This is a genomic window from Streptomyces sp. HUAS TT7, assembly GCF_051550175.1.
GTDB lineage: Bacteria > Actinomycetota > Actinomycetes > Streptomycetales > Streptomycetaceae > Streptomyces.
On record NZ_CP196175.1, the window covers coordinates 5,756,359 to 5,774,075 of the forward strand.

At 72.1% G+C, this 17,717-nt stretch carries 13 protein-coding genes; 2 read left to right on the forward strand and 11 right to left on the reverse strand.

What is annotated here, in order from left to right; genetic code table 11:
- Window positions 1–84 precede the first annotated feature (84 nt).
- The 5 genes from ACSHXC_RS25930 to ACSHXC_RS25950 all read right to left on the reverse strand — a co-directional run bounded on the left by ACSHXC_RS25930 (window position 85) and on the right by ACSHXC_RS25950 (window position 5,639).
- Entirely contained in the window at window positions 85–1,689 is a 1,605-nt protein-coding gene (locus tag ACSHXC_RS25930) for an FAD-dependent oxidoreductase (protein WP_438293871.1), read from the reverse strand.
- Window positions 1,686–2,702 (reverse strand): dTDP-glucose 4,6-dehydratase, encoded by a 1,017-nt coding sequence (gene rfbB / locus ACSHXC_RS25935; protein WP_438293872.1) that lies wholly within the window; start codon window positions 2,700–2,702, stop codon window positions 1,686–1,688. Before rfbB ends, ACSHXC_RS25930 begins: the two co-directional genes overlap by 4 nt.
- Window positions 2,699–3,766, reverse strand: coding sequence for a glucose-1-phosphate thymidylyltransferase (locus tag ACSHXC_RS25940; RefSeq protein WP_438293873.1), 1,068 nt, complete (start codon window positions 3,764–3,766; stop codon window positions 2,699–2,701). The genes rfbB and ACSHXC_RS25940 overlap by 4 nt, the downstream gene beginning before the upstream one ends.
- Before the next feature lie 96 nt (window positions 3,767–3,862).
- Window positions 3,863–4,438, reverse strand: coding sequence for an NADPH-dependent FMN reductase (ssuE, locus tag ACSHXC_RS25945; protein ID WP_438293874.1), 576 nt, complete (start codon window positions 4,436–4,438; stop codon window positions 3,863–3,865).
- Window positions 4,439–4,496: 58 nt separating this feature from the next.
- Window positions 4,497–5,639, reverse strand: a complete 1,143-nt coding sequence (locus tag ACSHXC_RS25950) for a MupA/Atu3671 family FMN-dependent luciferase-like monooxygenase (RefSeq protein WP_438293875.1) — start codon at window positions 5,637–5,639, stop codon at window positions 4,497–4,499.
- 389 nt (window positions 5,640–6,028) lie between these two features.
- Between ACSHXC_RS25950 and ACSHXC_RS25955 the strand changes: the two genes are divergently transcribed.
- Window positions 6,029–7,552 (forward strand): class I adenylate-forming enzyme family protein, encoded by a 1,524-nt coding sequence (locus tag ACSHXC_RS25955; protein ID WP_438293876.1) that lies wholly within the window; start codon window positions 6,029–6,031, stop codon window positions 7,550–7,552.
- Window positions 7,553–7,602: 50 nt separating this feature from the next.
- Complete coding sequence (locus ACSHXC_RS25960) at window positions 7,603–7,866, forward strand: phosphopantetheine-binding protein (RefSeq protein WP_438293878.1); 264 nt, start codon at window positions 7,603–7,605, stop codon at window positions 7,864–7,866.
- A gap of 306 nt (window positions 7,867–8,172) precedes the next feature.
- On the opposite strand, the gene ACSHXC_RS25965 is transcribed toward ACSHXC_RS25960, so the two are convergent.
- Genes ACSHXC_RS25965 through ACSHXC_RS25990 form a run of 6 tightly spaced genes read right to left on the reverse strand, consistent with a single transcriptional unit; the run spans window position 8,173 to window position 17,610 of the window.
- Window positions 8,173–9,339 carry a nucleotide disphospho-sugar-binding domain-containing protein gene (locus tag ACSHXC_RS25965; protein WP_438293879.1) on the reverse strand — a complete coding sequence of 389 codons (1,167 nt, stop codon included), beginning with the start codon at window positions 9,337–9,339 and terminating at the stop codon, window positions 8,173–8,175.
- Window positions 9,227–10,945 carry an MFS transporter gene (locus ACSHXC_RS25970; protein ID WP_438293880.1) on the reverse strand — a complete coding sequence of 573 codons (1,719 nt, stop codon included), beginning with the start codon at window positions 10,943–10,945 and terminating at the stop codon, window positions 9,227–9,229. Before ACSHXC_RS25970 ends, ACSHXC_RS25965 begins: the two co-directional genes overlap by 113 nt.
- On the reverse strand, window positions 10,942–12,111 hold the full coding sequence (locus tag ACSHXC_RS25975) for a nucleotide disphospho-sugar-binding domain-containing protein (protein ID WP_438293881.1): 1,170 nt from the start codon (window positions 12,109–12,111) through the stop codon (window positions 10,942–10,944). Before ACSHXC_RS25975 ends, ACSHXC_RS25970 begins: the two co-directional genes overlap by 4 nt.
- Window positions 12,099–13,265 (reverse strand): nucleotide disphospho-sugar-binding domain-containing protein, encoded by a 1,167-nt coding sequence (locus tag ACSHXC_RS25980; RefSeq protein ID WP_438293882.1) that lies wholly within the window; start codon window positions 13,263–13,265, stop codon window positions 12,099–12,101. The genes ACSHXC_RS25975 and ACSHXC_RS25980 overlap by 13 nt, the downstream gene beginning before the upstream one ends.
- Entirely contained in the window at window positions 13,253–16,411 is a 3,159-nt protein-coding gene (locus ACSHXC_RS25985; RefSeq protein WP_438293884.1) for an amino acid adenylation domain-containing protein, read from the reverse strand. Before ACSHXC_RS25985 ends, ACSHXC_RS25980 begins: the two co-directional genes overlap by 13 nt.
- Window positions 16,408–17,610 carry a nucleotide disphospho-sugar-binding domain-containing protein gene (locus ACSHXC_RS25990; RefSeq protein ID WP_438293885.1) on the reverse strand — a complete coding sequence of 401 codons (1,203 nt, stop codon included), beginning with the start codon at window positions 17,608–17,610 and terminating at the stop codon, window positions 16,408–16,410. Before ACSHXC_RS25990 ends, ACSHXC_RS25985 begins: the two co-directional genes overlap by 4 nt.
- Window positions 17,611–17,717: the final 107 nt, after the last annotated feature.

A 17,717-nucleotide genomic window follows, 5' to 3' on the forward strand; every position in this document is an offset into this window, starting at 1 on the left:
CACTTTTTGTGCTGCCCTGGAACTCCGCGCACACCACTTGGGCCCGCCCCGGACGACTTCCGGAAGCGGGCCCAATCGGTGTGCTCAGTACGTCAGTTGACGGGATTGTGCCGGGTGGATTCCCAAAGAGGTCAGTGCGGTCGACGGGGACTCCTTTGCTGTGCCTCTCGCGGCCAGGTAGCCGTCCGGGCGGATCAGGAGCCAGGTGCCCTCGGGGGCGCCCAGGGCCGTGGACAGGTGGCCGGCCGGGTCGGACAGGGTGTCCGGGCCGGGGGTGTTCACCGTGCGGATGCGTACCGAGGGGCCGTAGTGGTCCTCGGGGGCCTCGCCGAAGGTGAGCAACAGCCATTCCGGGCGCTGGAGTTCGGCGATCACCTCCTGCCAGCCGGGGCTGGTGGCCAGGTCCGGTGCTGTTACGCGGGCCACTCGCTCGCCGGGACGGACGCCGTCGGAGGGAGCCGAGGGGTGGGCCAGCGGGCCCGCCGCGTAGCCGAGGCCCAGTGCCGACATGCCGCCCATGATCTTGCGCTGGATGCGGCCCTTGACCGGGGGCAGCGAGCGCAGGACCGTGAACGCGGCGCGCAGGGCGGCCGCCGCCTTGCGGCTGCGCAGCTGGACCAGCATCGTCGCCATCTTGGTGGTGCGCAGCAGCTCCGCGCCCACCGGGACCCGTTCGTCGCTGTAGCTGTCCAGGAGCGCGTCCGGGGCCTCGCCGCGCAGGACCGTGGCGAGCTTCCAGGAGAGGTTGACCGCATCCTGGACGCCCGTGTTCATGCCCTGCCCGGAGGCCGGGCTGTGGACGTGGGCCGCGTCGCCCGCGAGCAGCACCCGGCCGTTGCGCATCTTGCCGATCATGCGCTGCTGGATGGTGAACACCGAGACCCAGGACGGCGATTCGACCACGGCGGGCTTGCCCGTACCCGTGGTGATCTTCGCCGAGAAGCGCCGGGCCACCATCGCGTCGTCGCCCCCGTAGGACGTCTCCGCGGTGTCGAGCAGGCGCCACTTGCCGGGCTCGGGGAACGGCACCATCATCACGGTGCCGGTGGGCGTGCGCATCCAGTGGATGCTGTCCTTCGGCAGGTCGCAGTGGACGGTGGCGTCCGCGATCAGCCAGGTCTCGCTCGACTCGCCTTCGAGCTTGAGGCCGAGCTGCTTGCGGATGGTGCTGTGGCCGCCGTCGGTGCCGACCAGCCAGTCCGCCGTGACGGTCTCGGTGGTTCCGTCGGCGTGGGTGAGGTGGGCGCGTACCCCGTCGGAGCCCAGGTCCTCGAACTCGGTGAGGCGTACGCCCCATTCGACCTCGACGCCGCGGCGGGCCGTCGCGGTGCGCAGCACCTCCTCGGTGATGACCTGGTCGACCATCAGCGTGAACGGGAAGCGGGTGGGCAGCCGGCTGTAGTCCGTGTCGAAGCGGATCAGGCGGCGGCCGTTCTGGTGGAGCGTGAAGTGCTCCACCCGCTGGCCGCGCGGCAGGAGCTCGTCCAGGATGCCCATCTGGTCGTACGTCTCCAGCGTGCGGGCGTGCGTGGCGAGCGCCCGGCTGGTGGTGGCCGGGCCGGCCGCCGCGTCCACGAGCCGGACCCGGACGCCGTGCCGGGCCAGCTCGTGGGCGGCGCTCAGCCCGACCGGCCCGGCGCCCACGACCAGCACCTGAGGTGCGGGCGCCGTTTCGCTGAGCAGTGTCACTTCTGGCCCTCCTGCGGCGCGTGCTTGACCGCCTTCCACCAGCCCGGGTTGTCGCGGTACCAGGCGGCGGTCTCGGCGAGGCCGTCCTCGAAGGAGATGCGCGGCGCGTAGCCGAGCTCCTCGGCGATCTTGGCCTCGCTGAGCGAGTAGCGCAGGTCGTGTCCCTTGCGGTCGGCGACCCGGACCACCTTCGACCAGTCGTTGCCGGTCAGCTCCAGGAGACGCTCGGTGATCTGACGGTTCGTCTGCTCGTTGCCGCCGCCCACGTTGTAGATCTCGCCGGCGCGGCCCTTGGTGAGGACGAGCTGGATCGCGCGGCAGTGGTCGTCGACGTGCAGCCACTCGCGGATGTTGGCGCCCTCGCCGTACAGCGGGACCGTCTCGCCTTCGAGCAGGTTGGTGACGAAGCGCGGGATCAGCTTCTCGGGGTGCTGGTAGGGCCCGTAGTTGTTGGAGCAGCGGGTGATGGAGACGTTCAGGCCGTGGGTGCGCCAGTAGGCACGGGTGATGAGGTCCGAGCCCGCCTTGGAGGCGGCGTACGGGGAGTTGGGCAGGAGCGGCCACTCCTCGGTCCAGGAGCCCTCGTCGATGGAGCCGTACACCTCGTCGGTCGAGACGTGCACCACGCGCTGGACGCCGGCGCGCAGCGCGGCCTCCATGACGTTCTGGGTGCCGCCGACGTTGGTGGCGATGAACTCGGCGGCCGACTCCAGGGAGCGGTCCACGTGGGACTCGGCCGCGAAGTGGACGACCGCGTCGTGGCCGGGGAACAGCTCCAGGAGCAGCGGCAGGTCGCAGATGTCGCCCTCGACGAAGGTCAGCCGGGGGTGCGAGGCGGGCAGGTTGTCGCGGTTGCCCGCGTAGGTGAGCTTGTCGAGGACGGTGACCTCGGCGTTCTCGTACCCCTCGTAGCCGCCCTCCAGAAGCGTGCGTACGTAGTGCGAGCCGATGAAGCCCGCGCCGCCGGTGACCAGGATCTTGTTCATGCCGCTCTTCTCCGTGGTGTTCGTCATGCCGCGACCTCCACGCGGGTGTGGTCGCCGACCACCAGGCGGTGGTGGCGGCTTGCCAAGTCGATGCCCGTGACCGCGGCGGACCTGCCGAGCAGGGAGCCGTGCAGGCCCCGCACCGCGGAGATCGTCGCGCCGTCCAGGGCGATCGAGTAGTCGAGATGGGTGCCGGACAGGACGCAGTCCCGGCCGATGGACGTGTGAGGTCCGACGTGGCTGTCCTCCAGGACCGTGCCCGCGCCGATCACGACGGGGCCCTCCACGAAGGAGCGGGTGATCTTCGCGCCGGGCTCGACGACGACCGCGCCGATCAGCACGCTCTGGTCGTCGACCTCGCCCTCCACGCGGCGCTCGATGCCGTCGAGGAGCATCTGGTTGCACTCCAGGACGTCCTCGACGCGGCCGGTGTCCTTCCAGTACCCGCGGTACTCCTGGGCCCGGACGGTCTGGCCGTCGGTCACCAGCCACTGGATGGCGTCGGTGATCTCCAGCTCGCCGCGCGCGCTCGGCACGATCGAGTCGACGGCCTCGTGGATGGCCGGGGTGAAGAAGTAGACGCCGATCAGCGCCAGGTTGGAGCGCGGCACCGGGGGCTTCTCGACCAGGCGCTCCACGACGCCGGTCGCGTCCACCTCGGCCACACCGAAGGCGCGCGGGTCCTCGACCTGGGCGACGAGCACCTGGGCGGCCGGGCGCAGCGCGTGGAACTCGGCGGACGCCTCGGCGATGCCCTCGGGGAGCATGTTGTCGCCGAGGTACATCACGAAGTCGTCGTCGCCGAGGAACGGCTGGGCGAGCTGCACGCACTGGGCGAGCCCCTGCGGGCTCTCCTGCGGGATGTAGGTGATCTCGACACCGAGCCGGGACCCGTCGCCGAGCGCCTCGGCTATCTCCTCGACGTGGTTGCCGACGATGATCCCGATCTCGGTGACACCGAGGTCGCGGATGTTGTCGAGCACCCGCTCCAGGACGGGCTTGTTGGCGATCGGGATGAGCTGCTTGGGCATGGAGTAGCTGAACGGGCGCAGTCGGCTTCCCGTACCGCCGCTCAGAACCAGAGCCTTCATGGGGTCCTCTTCTGTCGTGGTTACGTCGTGATCGACACATCAACAGGCGGATGAATAGGGGGAGTTGCGGGGTCAGGGGTGGCTCCGCGATGCCGGTCAGGCGGCGGGCACAAGGCGGACGGTCGGGGTGGCGGCCTCGGTGAGGCTCTCCACCAGGTCGGCGAACTTGTCGGTGGCCTCGTGCAGCAGGGCGTCCGTGTCGGGCTCAAGGCCGGCGAAGCCGCCCGGGCCCTTGCGGATGCCGCCCGCGTGCACGAAGAAGCTCTCGGAGACGGCCCGCGGCTTCATCGACATCAGCACCGGGCGCAGCCCGTAGTCGAGCGCGAGCACATGGGCGAGCGAGCCGCCGGTGGCCAGCGGCAGCACCACCTTGCCTTCGAGGGCGAACTGCGGCAGTACGTCGAGGAAGGACTTGAGCAGTCCCGAGTAGCCCGCCTTGTAGACGGGGGTGGCCAGGACGACGGCGTCCGCCCGCGCGAACTGCTCTGCCGCGTCGGCGAGTTGGGGGTGGTTCAGATCGGCCCGCAGGAGTTCGGCCGCGGGCAGGGTGCGCACGGCGAGCGTCTCCACCCGGTGCCCGCGGCCGGCAAGTCGGTCCGCCGCGAGGGTGAGTACCTGGTGGGTGCTGGAGACCGGCGACGGGCTGCCGGAGACGGCGAGGATCGTCGGCATGGACAACCTCCTGATCAAGTGAGTGAAGAGGCTCTTGCGTGGGGTCGGTGGTGGTGGATCAGGCGGCCGGCACCGGCTCGGCGGGGGTGGCCGCCTCGCGGCGGACCGCGGCGACGCGCTCCAGGGAGGCGAGCACCAGCTCCGGGTCGGCGACGAAGTCCACCAGGCAGGCGATCTCGTCGACGCCGGCCGCGCGCACCCGGCGGGCGGTCTCCGTGCACTCCTCGGCCGAGCCGATCAGCGAGTTCCCGGACAGATAGCGGTTGACGCCGAGCTCGGCGAGCTTGCGCTGGGCCTTCACCGCGGAGAGCACCTCGCGGCCCTGCTTGTTGCCGCTCATCCGGCCGCCGGCCTCGACCGCGAGGGCCTCCAGGTCGATGGCGGAGAGCAGGTAGTCGCGCAGGGCGCCGCCGCCCACCTCACGGGCCTCGGCCGCGTCGTCGGCGACATAGGTGTGCATCATGACGGTGACCTTGCCGGGGCCGTCCCAGCCGGCCTCGGCGCGGGCCGCCCGGTACAGGGCGATCTTGTCGGAGAGCGACTCGACGTCCTGGTTCTCCAGATGGGTCAGGATGTTGCAGCCCAGCCGCCCCGCCTCGCGGAACGTGCCCTCGCTGCGCGACGCCGTCACCCACACCGACAGGTCCTCCTGCACCGGGCGGGGGAAGACGGGCAGCGTGGTCTCGGCGCCCAGCGGGTTGGGGCCGGTCCAGTGACCGGTGCGCCAGGCGGTCCGGATGTCACCGACATCCTTGATCATCTGCTCGCGCCGGGTCTCGTACTTCTCCGGAGCGATCACGAAGTCGTTGACGTTCCAGCCCGAGCCCACCGAGATCGCGACCCGGCCGCCCGAGATGCCGTCCACCATCGCGAAGTCCTCGACGATGCGGGCGGCCGGGTGCAGCGGCGTCACGACGCTGCCGGCCCGGATCTGGATGCGGCTCGTCACCGCGGCGATGGCCGCCGAGGTCACGGCCGGGTTGGGGAAGGCACCGCCGAACCGGTGGAAGTGCCGCTCGGGCGTCGATACGAAACCGAAGCCGAGCTCGTCGGCGCGGCGGGCCGCGTCCAGCATCAGCCGGTAGGTCTCCTCCGCCCGGTCGCCGACCGCGGCGAAGAAGAAGACACCGAAGTCCAGCGGCCGCTCACCTGCCGAGCCGTCCGCACCCTGGCTGCCGGTCTGCCGGGAATCCGCGTTCATTTAGCGCTGCCTCCTTCCCCGTCGGACGTCGTCGCGGCGGGGTCGTCACCATGGGGGCTTGCTGCCCGGCGACACCATGGGACGCCCTCCTCGCAGCCCACTTGAGTCCCGGGCAGGTCAAGAGCGCTCCAGTGCGGCTCAAGTGCAGTGCGAGTCATGCCAGTTGTGATGGATTCGAGCAAGATCCGAGGGAGGCTAGATGAACCCCCTAGGGGCGCGGGGCTGCAACATTGTGCGGCTCCGCCGCGTGGGCGCGACCGGCCACGTACGGCCCGCAGCCGAAACCGCACACCCGGAAGGGGTGTCCACCGGCGCTCGATCCGGGGTCGAGGCAACCCCCTCACGCTCAGGGTGACCAACATCCGTTCCGATGACCACGAGGTTGCTGGATGACGACTCAGACGCTGGTTGCCGCGGACACCGGCACCGATACCGTCCACGGACTGCTCGCGGCGGCCGTGGCCGCCCGGCCCGACGCCCCCGCGGTGCGCGACGCCTCGGGCGTGTGGACCTATGCGGAACTGGACGCCTGGTCACGGGCGTACGCCGACTGGCTCACCGCCCAGGGTGTGGGACACGCGGACCGGATCCTGGTCCGCGTCGGCAACACCCGCGAATTCACCGCCCTGATGTTCGGCGCGCTGCGCCGCGGCATCGCCTTCGTGCCGGTCAACCCGGCGATGAAGCGCTTCCACCTCAACACCGTCGTACCGGACTGCGACCCGGTTCTCGTGATCGGCCAGGATGCCCAGGACACCGCGATTCTGCGGGAGTTGACGGACCGACCGGTCTACGGGCTCGACGAGGTGCGCCGCGGCGCCGAGGCGCTGTACGACGCCGCGCCCGCCGCGCTCGACGAGGCGCCGGTCGCCCCGGACGACCTGGGCCTGCTCATCTACACCTCGGGCTCCACTTCGGCGCCCAAGGCCGTGGTGAGCACGCACGCCCCGATCGTCTTCGCCGCCCGCGCCATCCAGGCCCGGCTGAACTACCGCGAGGACGACGTCGTCCTGGTCGCGGTGCCGGTCTCCTTCGACTACGGGCTGTACCAGATCCTGCTGTCCGTCATCGCGGGCGCCCAGGTGGTGCTCACCTCGCCGGACCGCCACGTACGGCTGCTCTCCACCCTGCACGAGCACGGGGTCACCGTCGTTCCGCTGGTGCCCTCGCTCGGCGAGATGCTGCTCACGCTGTCGAAGCGGGACCGCCGCGAAGCGCCCCCGGTACGGCTCTTCACCAACACCGGGGCCGCGCTGACCGGGCCCGTCATCGCCCAGCTGCGTGCCGCGTTCCCGGGGGCCCAGGTGTCGCCGATGTTCGGCACCACCGAGTGCAAGCGCATCACCGTGCTCGAACCGGACGGCGACATCGTCCGCCCCGGCTCGGTCGGCCGCGCCCTGGACGGCACCGAGGTGCTGATCCTGGACGACGACGGCCGGCTCCTGCCGCCCGGCACGGTCGGCGAGATCTGCGTACGCGGACCGCACATCATGACCGGCTACTGGCAGGCCCCGGAGCAGACCGCCCTGCGGTTCCGCCCCGACCCGGTCACCGGCGAGGTCACCCTGCACACCGGCGACTACGGCCACCTCGACGAGGACGGCCACCTCTACTTCGAGGGCCGCCGCGACGACCTCTTCAAGCGCAAGGGCGTCCGCATGGGCACCCTGGAGATCGAGACGGCCGCCCTGGACATCAAGGGTGTGACGGCCGCCGCCGCCCTGGCCCCGGCCGAGGGCCACGACCTCACGCTGTACGCCGTCACCGAGCTGACGGCCGACGAGGTGCTCGCGCAGCTGACGGAGCGCCTGGAGGCCGCCAAGGTCCCGGCCGCCTGCCACCTGCTCGGCGAGCTCCCGCTCACCCCGAACGGCAAGACCGACAAGCAGCGGCTGCGCCGCGAACAGAAGTGACCGAATCGACCGACTCCCCGAGTCAGTAACCCAGTAAGGAGATTCCGCCAATGACCACCACTGACGTCTCGTGGGACGCCGGCTTCGAGCAGCTGCTGACCTCGGTCCTGCCGCGTGTCACGGGCCCGCTGGACCCCGCGCTCGACCTCAAGGCCGTCGGCCTCGACTCGATGGCCACCATCGAGCTCCTGGTCCGCCTGGAGGACCAGTACGACGTGGAGATCCCCGAGGACAAGCTCACGGGCGCGACCTTCGCGACCCCGGGCGCGCTGTGGGCGGTCCTCGCCGCACAGCGCACCGCCGCCCACGTCTGACCGGCACCACAAGTTTCCGCCGCACCATCCAACCCCCCACCCACAACCGTCCTTTGGAGGACATCATGAGCCACCTCATCATCGGTCTCGCCGTCACCGTCGTCGTCTGCCTCGTCGTCAAGTTCGGCGGCGACGCCCTCAAGAAGCGCCGCGGCTGAGCCACCCCGGCAGGACCGAGGGGGCCCACCGACCACTCCGGTCGGTGGGCCCCCTTCCGTATGTCCACGTACACCGACCCCACTCGCGCCGATGGAGAAGGGCCCTTGCGTGATATCGCAAGGGCCCTTCTGCGTACGGGAGTTGAGGTCAGACGGCCACCAGGCCCTCCAGGTCCTCCACCACCCGGGCCGGGCTCGGCATCTCGTTCATGTCGGCGCGCAGCTCCTGGGCGCACTTGAGGTGGCGCGGGTCGTCCAGGACGTCCCGGATCGCCTCGCGGACCTGGCCGGGGTCGTTCTGCGGGGCCGCCTCGCCAAGCACCCGGGCGGCGCCGGCCGCGGCGAGCAGCTCGGCCGAGGCGAACTGGTCGACGATCTGCGGGAGCACCACCTGCGGGAGGCCGAAAGCGCACGAGGTGAGCGTGGTGTTCGCGCCGCCGTGGTGGATCACGGCGTCGCAGTCGCGCAGGAACAGGTTCAGCGGAACGGGCTCAACCACCTTGACGTTGGCGGGGAGTTCACCGAAGCCCTCGTGGAAGGCGGCGTCCGCCGTCACCACCGCCTCGACGTGCTCCAGGCCCTCGAACGCCGCGATGATCGAGCGGTACAGGCCGGTGCCGTTGAGCACCAGCGTCTGGCGGCCCAGGCACACCACGACGCGGCGCACCCCGTCGGCGGCCGGCCGGTGCAGCCAGTCGGGCACGGTGCCGGTGCCGTTGAACGGCACGTAGCCGATCGGCGCGCCCGGCGCCGCGCTCGGGTGGCGCAGCGCGGGCGGGCACGGGTCGAGCAGCAGCGTCGGGTCGGGCAGGCCGTCGAGGCCGAGCCGCTCGGCGGTCCCGTACAGGAAGTTGCGGGCCGAGGCGCGCGAGGGGCCGCTCAGCGGGTCGACGCCCCAGCGGTGCTGCACCGACGGGATGCCGAGCGCGCCCGCGACGAGCTGGCCCGCCAGTTCCATCTGCTCCGAGACGATCAGGTCGGGCCCCCACTCCCGGGCGAACTCCAGGTAGGAGCTCACCAGGTAGCGGGCGTGGGTCTCCCACAGCTTGGTCGTGCCCGCCATCTTCTCCGGCGGGGTCGGGCCCATCAGCTCCAACGGGCGTATCCCGTCCGGGAGGTGGCGCTGGAGGACGTCGAGGCCGTGGAAGCGGTCGCCGATGTCGACGGCCGATATCCCGGCGGCGCGGGCCGCGTCGGTGACGTCAGGCTGCGCGGCGACGATCACCTCGTGGCCCGCTCCCATCAGCGCCCAGGCCAGCGGCACCATGGGGGTGAAGTGGGTGGGGAAGGGGGTGCTCAGCATCAGTACGCGCATCTTCGTCGTCCTCCTCGGACATGGGGGCGGCCTCTTCGGCGGAAACCTCGGTGGACTCGGCGTCGGAGTTGACGTCGACGTCCTTCATGAGCACCGCGGTCACGAGTGCGAGCAGCAGCAGCCCGGCCGCGGTCAGGAGCAGGGTGCCGGTGGCGTGCGCGAAGGCGTCCGTCACCAGGTGGCGGCGGGCCGCGTCGAGTCCGGCCAGCTGCGCCGCGGCCGCGTCGGGGTCCTTCACACCGGAGGCTCCGGCGGCCGACGCGAAGCGGTCGCTCAGGATCGCGCCGAGCACGGTGCCACCGATGGTGGTGCCCAGCATGGTGGCGAACCGCGAGGTGGTGGTGACCACGCCCAACTGGTCGGCGGGAGCGGCCGACTGGGTCATGAACAGCGCGATCTGGGTCACGCCGCCCAGGCCCACGCCGAGCAGCAGGAGCAGGACGTCGAACTGCCAGACCGGGCCGTCGGCCACGGTGAGGCCGAGGCCGGCGACCGAGGCGGTCGCCGTCGCCGTGGTGGCGATCAGGACGGCCTTGCACTTCCCGGTCCGGGCGATGATCTTGCCCCAGCCGATGAACACGAGGACCACGCCGATGGCGAGCGGGATCAGATGCAGCCCGACCGCGTCCAGGCTCACGCCCCGCACGATGTTGAGGTAGTTGATGAGGAACACCGGCAGCGAGAGCAGCGCGAAGCCGCCCGCGAACTGGAGGATGGCGGCGGGCCGGAACACCTTGTCCTTGAACAGGCTGAGCGGCATCAGCGGATCGGCCGCCTTCAGCTGGCGGGCCACGAACGCGCCGGCCATGAGGAAACCGCCGTAGAAGTAGGGCAGCACCGGGCCCGAGAACGAGTTCTGGTCGCCGTACGCCTTGACGCCGAGCAGCAGTGCGCAGGTGGCCGCCGCGATCAGGACCGAGCCGAGGATGTCGACCTTCTGCCGAGTGCCCTTCACGGGCAGCCGCAGTGCCCAGGCCACTCCGGCGAGGGCGAGGCCGGCGAGCGGCACGTTGAGCAGGAAGATCCAGCGCCACGAGAGGTTCTCGCTGAGCGGCCCGCCGATCATGGGCCCGGCGATGAGGCCGGCCGCGATGAGGGCGCCGCCCGCGTTGGAGCGCCCGGCGCGGGACTTGGGCGGGTACAGCGTGGCGATCACGATCAGCGTCATGCTCATCAGGCCGCCGCCGCCGAGTCCCTGGATCGCGCGGAAGACGATCAGCTGGGTGAGCGACTGGGCGGTGGCGCACAGGGCCGAGCCGGCCAGGAACGCCGCGAGCGCGCCGAGGTAGACCCGGCGCGGCCCGTAGCTGTCGCTGAGCCTGCCGTACAGCGGCTGCGCCGCCGTCGCGGCAAGGAGGTAGGAGGTGATCAGCCAGGGGAAGCGGTCGATGCCGTGGGCCGGGTCGAGGTCGCGCACGATGGGCAGGACGGCCGAGGAGATGATCGAGCCGTCGAGCAGGGCAAGGGTCATGGTGGCCATCGCACACACGATGAACACCAGGACCTGGATGTCGGTCATCCCGTGCGGATTGGGCTTCTTCTCCTTGGCCCCGGCCTTCGCGGCCGCTTCGTTCTCGGTGGTTTCGGCGGTCACGTCCGTGCTCACGCCAGTACCTCCTGACGTGTCGTCAATTCTTCGAGCAGGGTGATGGTCTCGGCCGGGGCCGGCATGTCCTGGATCTCGGCGCGAAGGCGCTGGGCGCCGTCCCTGAATGCGGACTCGGTGAGCAACTGGCGGACGCTGTCGGCCAGTTCGGCCTCGCTGTTCTGCAGCTCGGCCGTGTCCAGGGTGGTGCCTGCGCCCGCGGCGGCCACCTTGTCGCCGGCGAGGAACGTCTCGTCGAGCTGGGGGAGCACGAGCTGGGGAATGCCGAGCGCGGCCGCGGCCAGGGTGGAGCCGGGCCCGCCGTGATGGACCACGAGGTCGGCGCCGGGGAACAGCAGTCCGGGGGCCGTCTCGGCGGAGTACGCCATGCCCGCGGGCAGGGCGCCGATCGCGGCCCGGTACTCGGGGGCCGCGGAGACGACCGCCTCCACACCGCCCGCCGCGGCCAGCGCGTCGACGATCCGGCGCACCAGCGGGGCGCCGTCGAGGTCGAGGGTGTAGCCGCCGAGCGCCACCGCGACCCGGCGTCCGGGCGGGGCCGCGTACGTCCAGGGTGTGCCGTCGCCGGTGTGCGGCACGGGGCGGATCGGCCGGGCGGCCGGGGCCTCGGTGCTCGCGAGCGCGGGCGGCGCGGGGTCGAGGATCAGGTCCGGCTCGGGGACGGAGTCGAGGCCGAGCCGCTCGCACAGCGGGCCGAGCCACATCCGGGTCTGGCCGAGCATGAACGTGGTGGTGGGGGCCACGCCCCAGCGGTGCCACACGCTCGGGACGCCGAGCACCTTGGCGACGACCGGGCCCGCGAACTCCATGTGGTCGGAGATCACCAGATCGGCCCGCCACTCGCGGGCGAGCTCCAGGTAGTCGTACAGGAAGTACGGGGCGTGGTTGCGCCACATCTGGGCGGCGCCGTCGATCTGCTGGACCGGCGGGCGGCCCACCACCTCGATGGGGCGCAGGCCCTCGGGCCGCCGGCCCCGGCGCAGATCCATGTAGTGGAAGGCCTCGCCGAACGTGGCGGTGGCGAGGCCCGCCGCCTCGGCGGGCCCGGTGACGTCGGGCTGCCCCGCCACGAGCACCTCGTGACCCGCGCCGGTGAGCGCCCGGACCAGCGGCAGCATGGGCAGGAAGTGCGTGTCGACGGGGGTGCTGATGATCAGTACGCGCATCGGAGGTTCTCCAGGTCACGGACGACGGCGGCGGGGCTGGGCATGGCGGCCATGGTCTCGGCGAGGACGGTCGAGCCCTTGGCGATCCGCTCCGAGGCGAGCAGGGTGCGCACGGCCTCGGCCACCTGGGCCGGGTCGTTCTGCGCCTCGGCCGTGCGCAGGGTCAGACCGGCGTCGGCGGCGGCGAGCAGGTCGCCGCCCTCGAACTGGTCGACCAGCTGCGGCATGATCAGCTGCGGGACGCCGAAACTGGCCACGGCGAGCAGGGTGTTGGCGCCGCCGTGGGTGATCACCGCGTCCGTCTTGTCGAGGAAGCCGTTGAGCGGCGTCGGCGGGATGATGGTGACGTTGGACGGGATGGTGCCGAGCTCGTCGACGAACTCCTCCTGCACGGTCATCACCGCCTCGGTCTCCGGCAGGTCGCCGAAGGCCTGGACGATGCCGCGGAACATGGGGAGCCCGCCGAGCGAGATGGTCTGGCGGCCCATGGTCACGCAGACCCGGGGCCTGTCGCCGCGCCGGCGCAGCCAACTCGGCACCGCGCCCGTGCCGTTGAAGGGAACGTGCCGGATCGGCGCGCCGGCCGGTGCACCCTTCACCAGGAGCTGCGGCGGGGCCGGGTCGAGCAGCAGGTCGATCTTGGGCAGGCCGCCCTCGATGCCGAGGCGCTCGCAGGTGCCCTGGAGCAGGTCCTCGGCGGTGGCCCGCATCAGGTGGCTCATCGGGTCGACGCCCCAGCGGTGCGAGACCACCGGGATCCTGTGGACGCCGCCGATGAGGCAGGCGACCCAGTCGAAGATCTCCGAGATCACCAGGTCCGGCTTGAACGCGTCGGCGACCTCCAGGTACTTGGGCGCCATGTAGCGGGTGTGGAGGACCCACACCCGGGAGCCGATCATGGTCATCTTCGGGGTGAGCGGCCCGACGATCTCGATGGGCCGCTTGTTCGGCGGCAGCGGCGGGCTGAGCAGGTCCTTGCCGAAGAACTGCCGTCCCACGGTGACCGTGTTGAGGCCGGCCGAACGAGCCATCGGGATGATGTCGGGCTGCCCGGCGACCAGGACCTCGTGCCCGGCGCCGCGCAGCGCCCAGGCCAGCGGCACCATGCAGGTGAAGTGGGTGGACTCGGGGCTGCTCAGGATCAGTACACGCATGAGGTGTCCTCGGATGTGATGGGAGCGGCGGGGGCTTCGGCCCAGGGCTCGGGGCCGCGGCGCAGGCCCTCGGTGTACGCGGTCACCACCCGGTCCGCGATCTCGGCCGGGATGCGGTCGGTGCGTACCGAGGCGGTGATCAGGGCGCCGTCCGCGGTGGTGCGGACGTCCAGCTCCAGCTCGGTGAACATGGTGGGCGCGCCGATGCGGGACAACTGGGCGGTGCAGTGGGCGAGTTCGAGCCGGGGGTCCGGGTCGTCCTGCATCAGGAAGCTCGGCATCGGGCGGAGGGACTCGCCGCCGCCGGTCAGCACCACGGTGCGGGCCAGCTGGGCGCCGCCGGTCTCCTGGGCGGCGAGCGCCTCGTCGACATGGGTGACCGCCTGCTCCAGGAGCCCGGAGCCGTCGTCCTTGTGCGGCGGCCAGAAGCGCAGGAACAGCAGGTCGACCCGGCAGCTGACGGCGGAGGCGAGCACCTCGCTGCCCCGGCGGGCCACCGGCACCTTGACGGCGATGTCGGGCTGCCCGGTCAAGTCCCGCAGTACGAGGCCGAATTGGGCCGCGAGCATCGCGAAGCGGGTGGTGCCGAGCGCGCGGGCCCGCTCGTCCCAGCGGGCGAGCTCGGCGTTGGTCACGGTGCGTGCGGGGGAGTAGCCGGGCCCGGCGTTGAGGTCGTTGTCGGCCCGGCCCGGAAGCTCCAGGGGCTCCTGGAGCTCCAGGTGGTCCTCCCAGTACTCGGCCTGCGCCGCCAGGTCCACCCGGGAGATCACCCTGCGGTGGTCGGCGGACACCTCGGCCAGCGTCGCGGCCGGCGCCGGGAACCCGGGGGCGCGGCCCGCTGCGCGTGCGGCGTAGGCGACCGAGAGGTCCCTGGCGAGCACCGTCTCGGAGGCCCCGTCGAACGCCACGTGGTGGGCGACCAGGCCGAACAGGGTGCGCCCGGTCTCCTCGGCGCGTATGACCGCGCACCGCCACACCTCGGCGTCCCGGACGGCGAGCGGGGTGAGCGCGGCGGCCAGCCACGCGGTGGCCGCGGTCTCCTCGTCGGCGGCGTCGGGCAGCCGGATCATCTCGGCGGCGGCCGGGATCTCGGGCACCACCGCGTACCCGATCTCGTTGTTGCGGATCAAGTACCGGGAGTGCAGGGCCTGGTGGCGCAGATGGACGTCGCCGACGGCGGCCGTGAGGGCGTCGACGTCGACCGGTCCCTCGATCCACCAGGTCATCCGGCACAGACCGCCGAGGCCGTCCTTGTCGTGGGCGGCGGCGAACAGGAAGCCGGACTGCTCGGGCGGCAGCGGGATCTCGCCGGGCTCAAGCCCCGGCACCGGGGCGTCGGCGGCCTCGGCCGAGCGCGCGGTGGCGTCGAGCCAGTCGGCGAGCCGGCGCACGGTCGGGGTGCGGAAGATCTGCGAGGGCTGGACGGCCGCGCCGAGCACCGCGTCCAGGTGCTGGCACAGCCGGGCCGCCTCCAGGGAACTGCCGCCGAGCTCGAAGAACGAGACGTCGCCCGGCACCCGCTCGGTGTCGAGGACGGTACGGAACCCGTCGGCGACCAGGGCCGCCGTGCCCTCGAACGCCTCGGCGGGCGCCTCGGCGCGCTCCTGCTCCGGGCGGACCCGCGCGGCCAGCTCACGCCGGTCGATCTTGCCGTTCGCCAACTGCGGGAACTGGTCCAGGAGTTGGACGCGGCGCGGCACCAGGTACTCCGGGAGCAGCTCGGCGAGCCGCTCGCGCAGCTCGTCGGGCCCGCTCCCGCCGTCGCCGCGCGTGTAGAACAGCGCGAGCCCGTGGTAGGACCCGTCGGGCTTGGGCACCGGCACCACCGCGGCGCCGGTCACCGTGGCCACCCGCTCCACGGTCCGCTCGACCTCGGCGGGCTCGATCCGGTGCCCCCGGATCTTGATCTGGCGGTCGCCGCGGCCGGTGTAGTGGTACACGCCCTCGGCCGAGCGGTTGCCCAAGTCGCCCGTACGGTAGAGGCGTTGGCGTCGGCCGTCGATCTCCGCCTCGACGAAGACCTCCTCGGTCAGCGCGGGATTGCCGAGGTAGCCGCGGGCCAGGCCCGGGCCGCCCAGGCACAGCTCGCCGGTCTCGCCCGGCGCGCACACCCGGGTGCCGTCCAGGACGTACACATCGGTGTGCGCGAGGGCGTGGCCGAGCGGGATGCCGGCCGGGTCGTCGCAGTCCTCGGGCCGTATCTCGTGCCCGGTGACGACGGCCCCGCACTCGACGGGCCCGTACACATTGAGCAGCCGGATGCCGGGGTGCTCGGCGAGGAAGGCGCGCACCCGGGTCGGGGCCGCCCGCTCGCCGCCGATGGACAGCCACTTCATTCCGGCGAAGGCGCCCACATCGGTGGTGACCAGCATGTTGAACAGCTGCGTCGTCATGAACGCGGCGTTCACGCCCTCCTCGGCGATCAGCGCGCGCAGAGTGCGCGGCACCAGGACCGTCTCGTCGAGCAGCACGGTCCGCCCGCCGGTGAGCAGCATGCTCCAGCAGTCCAGGGTGAAGCCGTCCCAGGTCGGGGGAGCGGTCTGCGGCATCACGGTGCCGGGGCCGAGCTCGGCGTAGAAGTCGCCGTCGAACAGGCGCACCGCGTTCTCGTGGCTCGACACCACGCCCTTGGGGGTGCCCGTGGAGCCGGAGGTGAAGAACACCGAGCAGGCGTCGGTGCCGGTCACCGCGACCGGCGCCGGGGTCAGACCGCGCGCCGCGGTGAGGGTCAGGTCCTCGGCCGGCGGCGTCCAGGCGGGCACCGACCAGTCGCCGTCCACGGTGGTCACCAGGAGCGGCGCGCCCAGCTGGCCGATCACTCCTTCGAGCCGGTCGACGGGCCAGCGGGCGTCCAGGAACGAATAGGCGGCCCCGCACTTGAACAGCGCGAGCAGGACCGCGATCAGCGGGGTGCCGCGCTCCATGAGCACCGGCACCAGGTGCCCGCGGCGCACGCCGTGGGCCTGCAGCAGCGCCGCGTACCCGTCGGAGGCGGCGTCGAGGTCGCGGTAGGAGACGCCGACTCCCCGGTGGGACACGGCAGTTGCCCCGGGGAAGCGGCGGGCCGCGTCCTGGAAGAGGCCGTGCATCGTCTCGCCCCGCACGAAGCGGTTCGTGCCCGTCGTGGGCTCAAGGAGTACGGTCATCGTCTTCCTGTCTCCTCAGGTGTGGGAACGTCCGTGTGACCGGCTCTCACGCACTCCTCCAGGAAGCCCACGAGCTGGTCGGGGGTGGGCATCCGGTCGGTCTCGGCCCGCAGTGCCTTCGACCGCTCCCGGTACGAGGGCCGCGTCAGCAGGTCCTGGACGGCCGCGCCGACCGCGCCCTCCTCGGCGTCGGCGGGCAGCGCGGTGCCCGCGCCGGACGCGCGCACCAGATGGGACCAGTGCTCCTGGAAGGCGTTGCGCGGCAGCAGGAGCTGGGGCAGTCCGTGGGTGACGGCGATGAGCCCGCTGCCGACGCCGCCGTGGTGGACCAGCGCGTCGCAGTGCGCGAGCAGCACGTCCAGCGGGAACGACTCCACCATCCGTACGCCGTCCGGGAGTTGGCCGGTGTTCGCGGCCTGCTCGGGGGTGACCGCGAGGACGACGTCGGTGTCCAGGTCGAGGAGTGAGCGGACCACGTGGTCGCGCACCTCGTCCAGGGCGGTGGTGGTGACCCCGCCGGTCACGCAGACCAGCGGCCGGCCCGAGGGGCGCTCGGAGCGCAGCCACTCGGGCAGTGCGGCCGGGCCGGCGAACGGGATGTAGCGCATGTCGGCGCGGCGCACCCCGTGCGGCGGGCGCAGGCCCGGCGGGCACGGGTCGATCCACACCGAGGGGCCGACCACAGGGTCCGCCCCGAAGCGCTCGAAGAGCTTCGCGTAGGAGGGGCGGAGCTCCGCCTCGCTCTCGCAGTGCACGCCGAGCGAGACGCCCCAGGTGTGGCCGACCGCCGGAACCTTGATCGCGGCGGCTGCGACGAGGCCCGCGGCGGCCGCGGTGTCGTGCACCACGACGTCCGGGCGCCAGAAGCGGGCGAAGTCGACGAGGTCGTCGGTGAGGGTGTCGGCGACGGCGATCATCTTCTCGATGAGCGCCTCGCTCAGGTCGGCGTCGAGCACGGCCACCGACTCGGCGGCCGCCTTCAACCGCCCCGGCCCGAGGCCGAGTTGGCGGGCCGCGACCTCTGCGGTGGCGGCCTCGTCGCCGACGGGCACGGCCACCAGACCGGCCCGGGTGACCGGGGCCACGCACTGGGGCCGCACCGCCACCCGCACCTCGTGGCCCGCAAGGCGGCAGGCCCAGGCGAGCGGGATGATCCAGGGGACATGGGCCGGGCCGTGCCCCACGAACAACACGCGCATTCAGTTGCCTCACTCCATCGCGTACGGTCAGTGGCAGGGCAAGGGTGGGGGCACCCGCTCGAATGCGACTCGCGTCCGGTACGAACACGAAAGTGCCCGCAGGGGAA